The organism is Gardnerella vaginalis, assembly GCF_001563665.1.
Taxonomy (GTDB): Bacteria; Actinomycetota; Actinomycetes; order Actinomycetales; family Bifidobacteriaceae; genus Bifidobacterium; species Bifidobacterium vaginale_A.
Map to the genome: position 1 here is coordinate 1 of NZ_KQ961870.1, position 6,686 is coordinate 6,686.

Genomic DNA, 6,686 nt, shown 5'->3' on the forward strand with positions numbered 1-6,686 from the left:
GTGATAGTTATCCGATAGATGATGTTTTTGAAGAGCTTGAATGCTGATTAGCAGTCGTGGTGTGAAATTGGTTTTAGAAGAATACGCGTAAAAAATTATTACGTTTATTTTTGGGTTGATGAGAATAGAAAAGAAGTTGAAATACTTGCGGTTATTTACGTGAGAAGAGACCAAGCTAAACAACTGGAACAATTGTAATGTAAATGTTGTTATTAAGCTAATCTTAAATCTTTTTGCGATATTTCCTATCGTTAAACAATGCACCCAGTATTCATAGTGTGCACTCAAAAAAGAGTAGCTATACTCGTAAGTTCTTTCAATCTATGTGGAGAGCGTTTGCTTGATATCAAAAGCTTAATAGCTGGGTGCAAGTTTGCCCTTATGTAGCAGGGTTTAGCGAGGGCTATCGTTAAAAGGTTTAGCGTGTGGCGGCTTTAGGCTGGCTTGGTGTGGTGTTTGAACGTGTTTTGTCTGTTTCTTACTCGAGTTCCTATTGATTTAGTTGCTTATGTTTTGAGGAACAAACCGTTGCAATAGTCGTAAAAAAGTTCCCTACATTATTTGCATTCTTATGCTGTTACAGTTGGTAACTATAGTGTTTCATCTTGTTTCTTTTTCCGTTGCAAATTATTTGTTAGTTTGTAATTAGGCGGTATCTAAATCAACTGTTTCAATACTAATTTGGTTTCCGTCAAGTAATTTCATGATGTGTAATAAGTGATTTGAAAGGAGTTGTGTTATGAGTAGTGTGATATCTTTGGGAGAAAAAATTAGAAAGGCTCGTCTGGAAGCCAGGTTGACGCAGGAGGAGCTCTCGGAATTATTGATGGTATCTCGTGCTGCTATAGCAAAATGGGAAACGAATCGGGGTTTGCCGGATATCGAGAATCTGAAATTTATTGCATCTGCTTTAAACGTGAGTGTTGATTATCTTTTGGATGAGAACAATAGCGTTGATTTTTCTATTATTAAGAAGCCTATTAATCTCAATAAATATGGTTTCGACGGTGGGTTGAGCAGTTTTAAGAAGTCGAAAATTAAAGAGCAGATTGTCCTAGATGAATATCCTGACTCAGAAATCAATATGCTAACTGTTGTTAAGACTTATAACAGTTCATCTGAGAAAATGGTGGATAATTTTGTTGGATGGTTTTCTACTCTCTTTGGAGGATTGCCATTGTTTGGCATATATGATTTCAGTAAAGCTGTCTCCACTCTTGGGACTGATCAGTATTATTTGGTGGATAAAAAAGATAAGCAGTATTTCGTGCTTATAACTGATGAGTATATTATTAGCAGAATTATGGGAGTGACGTTTAATAGTAAAAAGTTCCGTATTGGAGATAAGGAATTTATGAAAGTTGGTAAGCTTCGTAATAAGTAGTAAATGGCAGGGGTTGATATGTACCCAGAAAACTGGACACATGTTTTGACACGGGGTCAACAGATGGATGCCATCCTGTACCTTAAGGGAGTCATCCATTTTGTTTTCTTCTGGATCCTGCAATTGTTGTAGTAATCTATATATTCACTTTCCAATTTGAATTTAAAACTATAGCGCAATACCCTCCTTACTGGTTTTGTCCAGTAAAGAGGGTGCATATCAATTTAGACAAGGGTGTGTGTTTGTTTTACTGATTGCTTATCTTATTAAACAAAGCGCGCAAACAAACAGTGTTGTGTTAGACGTGTTTTTAGGTTTGCATCTGCATTTGTTATTTCGCTGCACTATTATTTAGGATTCCTTGTTATCTCATCTCTTTTTTACCAAATTGTGTTATTGCAATCAAAAATACAAACACAGATATTGCAATTGCACATGGCAAAAATGGTATAAGATTAAATCCGTTTCCTAATCCTGTTGATGTAACTGCATGTAGAGAGCGGGAAACCATATATCCGCTGTAACAATAAGGATAAACTATCCAAAGTGGAGTATTTGCTATTAATACGCCAGGAATCACAAGAAGTATATTTAATCCAACGGATAACATTGACTTTTCAAAAAGCACAGTAATAGCCCACATGACTATTACGCTTGGAATCATAGTCAAAAACAGAGTTAAACACCATTTTAGTAGATACATAATTGGTAGCGTTTCTGTAACTCCTGTGCTACTGGTTGCAAACAATCCTGCTATAACGAATACGGCAAAAAATACAACCATTTCCATAAGCAAATAAAATAACAATACGCAAAATTTTGCAGCAGAAATCGCGTATCTGCTAACAGGCAGTGCCAGCATTTTTAGTATTCCGTTATTGCTTGTTTCTCGTCCTGCAATCATCACGCAAATAACAATCATACTAAGTGGAAGCAGATAATATGAGTAGACTAATGCGCTTTGAATAAACATAGCAGCCCATGGGTGTGTATATTCTGGAGTGAAGTAGCTATGAAGACTTGCTACACCAGATACAACCACAATTAGCGGTGCAATAAAAATCAAAGGAATAATTTTACTACGCTTTACTTTCTTAAATTCGATTCTAAGAAGTTCAAAAAATCTCATTTTCATAATCTCCTTATTCATAGTTATATAGTTCAAGTTTTTACTTATAGAGCGTGTTTTTATTCATAGTGCAGGTTCTTAGCTGCCCACAATCCAGAACATAAAAACAGAAGTGTTTCAACTATGGATACGATTACGACCGTAGTATTAGGTTGCGCGCTCATGGCAACTGCTGGTTTTAACATAACGATAAAAGGTGATGCCATAAAAAACACAATGTCTGAAGAAGCCAATGCCATGCCGCTTAAAAATCCTGCTACACCAATTCCAAGCGTTACCCACATGTTTTCAAATCGTGATGATACAAAAATCATAAAGGACAATACAGGCATTGACGTAATAAATGAATATGCAGCAAAAGATATAAGAGTACTTACATTAAACGTGCCTTGCGGCAAATCTGTTACACCGATTTTTGCAAGTGCTAAATTTTGTATGCAAATAGCGATTAGTAACAGAACAGTCAGCAGCATAAATTTGCATAGGTACATAGTTGGAACACTCATAGGAAGCATATGCATCTTTTTTACTGCATTTCCCTTAAATTCCAAGTTGTAGATAATACATGCGGCGACTATTATGCCGAACATGTTTAACACCATAATCATGCCGTAAAGCTGTGTAAGAAGAATATCCATAGGAGCTAAAGGCAGGTTTAATAATGTATTTTTTCGCACAATAAAATTCACAAAAGCGTACGCTGCTCCCATAATTCCAATAGCAATCATAAGAGCTATAAAGCCAGTTCTCTTGCATTTTTTTAGTTCGATTACAAGCGTTTTCATAGTCTTGCACTCTGCTTCCTGATCTTATTGTCTTCATCAATCATGGATAGGAACATATCTTCCAAATTGTCGGAAGCAAAACCAGATTGTAATGCATGCTGTCGTAGTTCATCTAAACTACCTTCAAATAACAAGTGTCCGTGATTAAGTATTCCAATATCATCTGCAATAAGCTCAATTTCGGATAGCATATGAGAAGAAATAAGAATAGTGCAATCGTAAAGATCTGGCAGTGACTTAATCAGATTTCGGATTTCGTGTATGCCAGATGGATCGAGTCCATTTGTTGGCTCATCTAAAATCAAAATAGGTGGTCTACCAAGCAATGCTCCAGCAAGACCAAGCCTTTGCTTCATGCCAAGCGAATATTTTTTTGCAAGACGGTCTGCAAACTCAGAAAGACCCACTAATTCTAATGCGTCATCAACTGCACTCTTAGGTAGTTCTAAAATGCGACGTATAATGTCAAGATTTTCTCTACCTGTTAGATTTGCATAGAAAGATGGTGATTCAATAAATGAGCCTATTTCTTTCAAAATAGGTATGCGGTCGGTAGGAAACTGCTTTCCATCGATTGTAAATACACCTTTTGTTGGAGATGTAAGCCCTAGGAGCATTTTCATTGTTGTAGATTTTCCAGCTCCATTTGGCCCAAGAAAGCCGTAAATGCTGCCTTTGCGAATATGAAGTGAAACATCATTAACAGCAATAAATGATTTGTATTTTTTGGTTAAATGTTCTGTTGTAACAATATTGTTCATGGCAATATCTCCTTTCAGGATTTATGATATTGCGTCAACCTTTCTACAACATTCTCTTCACCTTACATCTACCTTACATTTTTATGCGAGGTCAAAAAATGAATATTCACATGGCATAATATATGTTAGGGGGCGCTCAATGAATCAGGATAATTATTTGTTGAACAAGCATCTGCTACTTGTTGATGATGAGCAGGAACTTTTAGATATGGTTGTATCCATATTAAATGAATATGGTTTTTATAATATAACGACTGCAAAAAGTATGAAAGATGCCGTAGAAGCAACACAAAAATTACGTCCAGAATTAGCAATCCTTGATGTTATGCTCCCCGACGGTAATGGGTTTGAGCTAATGAAGCAGATAAAACAATATAGTGATTGTCCTATTTTATTCCTTACTGCTTGCGGTGAAGATGAAGATAAGTTTAAGGGATTTGACTTAGGAGCAGACGATTATATTGTAAAGCCTTTTCTTCCAAAAGAGCTAACGTTTCGCATTATGGCAATTTTAAGACGAAGTTACAAGAGTGAAAATCCCATTGTTAAACTGAAGAATAGTCAGATTGATTTTTCTTCTGCCCAAGTAATAAAAAACAACGAACATATTCCGCTTACAGCCAAAGAACACGATTTACTTTCTGCTTTATATAGAAATGCGGGACATATTGTAACAATTGACGCGCTATGTGAAGCTGCATGGGGAGCTAATCCTTTTGGATATGAAAATTCTTTAATGGCACATATACGTCGTATCAGAGAAAAAATAGAACTCAATCCATCGCAGCCTGTTTCTTTAGTAACAGTTAAAGGCTTAGGATATAAGCTTATTGTGGAGTAAAGCAGAATGAAAAGCATACCAAAACTAATACAACGCTTTATAAGTATTTTTCTACTAAGTTCTGTGCTTATAGTATCAATGAATATTATTGCGTTCATTGTACTTATAGGAAATTACGCACCCGATAAAGAGATGTCTCCTTATAGCATAGCAAAAGAGACGGGAGAAGCATTACAATTATCCGCAAGTGGGGATTATGCATTATCAAAAAATATGTCTTCCAAATTGACAAATTCTGGCGCATGGGCAATTTTGATTGATAATAATACGTTGAAAGTCGTATGGAAAACAGAAAATGTCCCTGCAGGTGTTCCAAATAACTATACTTTGTCTGATATAGCTAATTTGAGCGTTGGTTACATTGATGGTTATCCAACTTACACTGGCAAAAATAAGGATGGAGTTGTTGTAGTCGGATTTCCGCACAACAGTTTTTGGAAACATACGCGACCAAGTTGGAACTACAGTTTAATCTCAAATTTTCCGCAGATTGTTTTAAGCGTATTATTTATCAACATTTTGCTTATTCTTGGAATTTATTTAATAGCTAATATAAAACTACTAAAATCAATTAATCCGATTACAAAAGGGATACAACGTTTATCTAGTGGAGAAAGCGTGCATATTCCAGAAACAGGAGCGCTTTCAGAAATTTCATCTAACATAAATTCTGCTTCCGATATTTTGCAAATACAAAAAGAACAATTGAGAAAAAGGGAGACTGCAAGAGCAAATTGGATAGCTGGGGTTTCGCATGATATTCGTACGCCGTTATCTATGGTTATGGGATATGCGGGACAGTTAGAAAATTCTCTCCATATTTCGCAAGAAGATCGTAAAAAAGCGACGATGATTATTAAGCAAAGTGTCAGAATAAAAAATTTGATTAATGACCTTAATCTGGCTTCAAAACTTGAATACAATATGCAACCAATTATGAAAAAAGAAGAAAATGTTGTTGCTGTTGTTAGGCAAGTTGTTGTGGATTTTATGAATATAGGTATGCAAGATGAGTTTTCGATTAAATGGGAAACGGACACAGAATTTACTGTTTGCAATATTAATGTAGACAAAGATTTATTAAAACGAGCAATATCTAATCTTATTCAGAACAGCATATCTCATAATGAAAATGGGTGTACGATTTATGTATCCGTTGCTGCAAATAATGATAATTGTATTATTTGTGTTGAAGATAACGGTATAGGTGTTTCAGATGAAAAAATCGAAAAGCTTAATCATGCACCGCACTATATGATTTGCGATACAAGTACTGCAGAGCAACGGCATGGTTTGGGTTTGCTGATTGTTCAGCAGATTATTAGATCTCATAACGGAACGGTTGCTATAAGTAGGAGCAAACACAGTGGGCTTAAGGTATCTTTAATGATACCGCTTAATTGAATATGGGCAGTAGATGGATGACATCTTTTCACTTAATTGTGTAGACTGTCGTATTGATGTCTAGGGCTGATTGGGTGGGTGCAAATTTGCCTTTGTATAGCAGTGGTTTGCGAGAGTTATCGTTAAAAGGTTTAGCGTGTGGCGGCTGTAAGATGGCTTGGCGCGGTTTTTGAGTGCAGTTTGGCTGTTTGAGGGAAGATATCAACGCTCTGGGGTCGAGTGCAATAAGTTCAATGACTGGTGCTTGTGAACAATGTGATATACAAATGTATCAATAACTTGGATTTTCAATTCAGATTGGGAACTTGTTTGCATTTGAACCATAAGTCACAGTCATTAGATAAAAAATAAAGGAGTAAACTATGGAACATAATTGCGGATT

7 protein-coding genes are annotated in these 6,686 nt (G+C 35.9%); 3 read left to right on the top strand and 4 right to left on the bottom strand.

Going from position 1 to position 6,686, the window contains the following annotated elements:
• Positions 1 to 739: 739 nt before the first annotated feature.
• Positions 740 to 1,384: a helix-turn-helix transcriptional regulator gene (locus tag HMPREF3230_RS04635; protein ID WP_082266292.1), complete on the top strand. Its 645-nt coding sequence runs from the start codon at positions 740 to 742 to the stop codon at positions 1,382 to 1,384.
• Between the two features lie 56 nt (positions 1,385 to 1,440).
• Here HMPREF3230_RS04635 and HMPREF3230_RS06730 read toward each other — a convergent pair whose 3' ends face one another.
• From HMPREF3230_RS06730 to HMPREF3230_RS04650, 4 genes are all read right to left on the bottom strand, one after another.
• A complete protein-coding gene (locus HMPREF3230_RS06730) occupies positions 1,441 to 1,602 on the bottom strand; it encodes an IS3 family transposase (RefSeq protein ID WP_155642914.1) in 162 nt (53 codons plus the stop codon).
• Between the two features lie 146 nt (positions 1,603 to 1,748).
• Positions 1,749 to 2,513 (bottom strand): ABC transporter permease, encoded by a 765-nt coding sequence (locus HMPREF3230_RS04640; RefSeq protein ID WP_075523781.1) that lies wholly within the window; start codon positions 2,511 to 2,513, stop codon positions 1,749 to 1,751.
• Positions 2,514 to 2,572: 59 nt separating this feature from the next.
• Positions 2,573 to 3,298, bottom strand: coding sequence for an ABC transporter permease (locus tag HMPREF3230_RS04645; protein WP_075523782.1), 726 nt, complete (start codon positions 3,296 to 3,298; stop codon positions 2,573 to 2,575).
• Positions 3,295 to 4,059 carry an ABC transporter ATP-binding protein gene (locus HMPREF3230_RS04650; RefSeq protein ID WP_075523783.1) on the bottom strand — a complete coding sequence of 255 codons (765 nt, stop codon included), beginning with the start codon at positions 4,057 to 4,059 and terminating at the stop codon, positions 3,295 to 3,297. Before HMPREF3230_RS04650 ends, HMPREF3230_RS04645 begins: the two co-directional genes overlap by 4 nt.
• Before the next feature lie 139 nt (positions 4,060 to 4,198).
• On the opposite strand from HMPREF3230_RS04650, the gene HMPREF3230_RS04655 reads away from it, so the two are divergent.
• Entirely contained in the window at positions 4,199 to 4,900 is a 702-nt protein-coding gene (locus HMPREF3230_RS04655; RefSeq protein ID WP_075523784.1) for a response regulator transcription factor, read from the top strand.
• 6 nt (positions 4,901 to 4,906) lie between these two features.
• The gene (locus HMPREF3230_RS04660; protein ID WP_075523785.1) at positions 4,907 to 6,304 is read left to right on the top strand and encodes a sensor histidine kinase; all 1,398 of its coding nucleotides are present in this window, start codon (positions 4,907 to 4,909) and stop codon (positions 6,302 to 6,304) included.
• Positions 6,305 to 6,686 lie beyond the last annotated feature (382 nt).

Coding starts and splice junctions, on each gene's coding strand:
- HMPREF3230_RS04655 (WP_075523784.1), top strand. CDS start 4,199: ATGAATCAGGATAATTATTTGTTGAACAAGCATCTGCTACTTGTTGAT.
- HMPREF3230_RS06730 (WP_155642914.1), bottom strand. CDS start 1,602: ATGCACCCTCTTTACTGGACAAAACCAGTAAGGAGGGTATTGCGCTAT.
- HMPREF3230_RS04660 (WP_075523785.1), top strand. CDS start 4,907: ATGAAAAGCATACCAAAACTAATACAACGCTTTATAAGTATTTTTCTA.
- HMPREF3230_RS04645 (WP_075523782.1), bottom strand. CDS start 3,298: ATGAAAACGCTTGTAATCGAACTAAAAAAATGCAAGAGAACTGGCTTT.
- HMPREF3230_RS04635 (WP_082266292.1), top strand. CDS start 740: ATGAGTAGTGTGATATCTTTGGGAGAAAAAATTAGAAAGGCTCGTCTG.
- HMPREF3230_RS04650 (WP_075523783.1), bottom strand. CDS start 4,059: ATGAACAATATTGTTACAACAGAACATTTAACCAAAAAATACAAATCA.
- HMPREF3230_RS04640 (WP_075523781.1), bottom strand. CDS start 2,513: ATGAGATTTTTTGAACTTCTTAGAATCGAATTTAAGAAAGTAAAGCGT.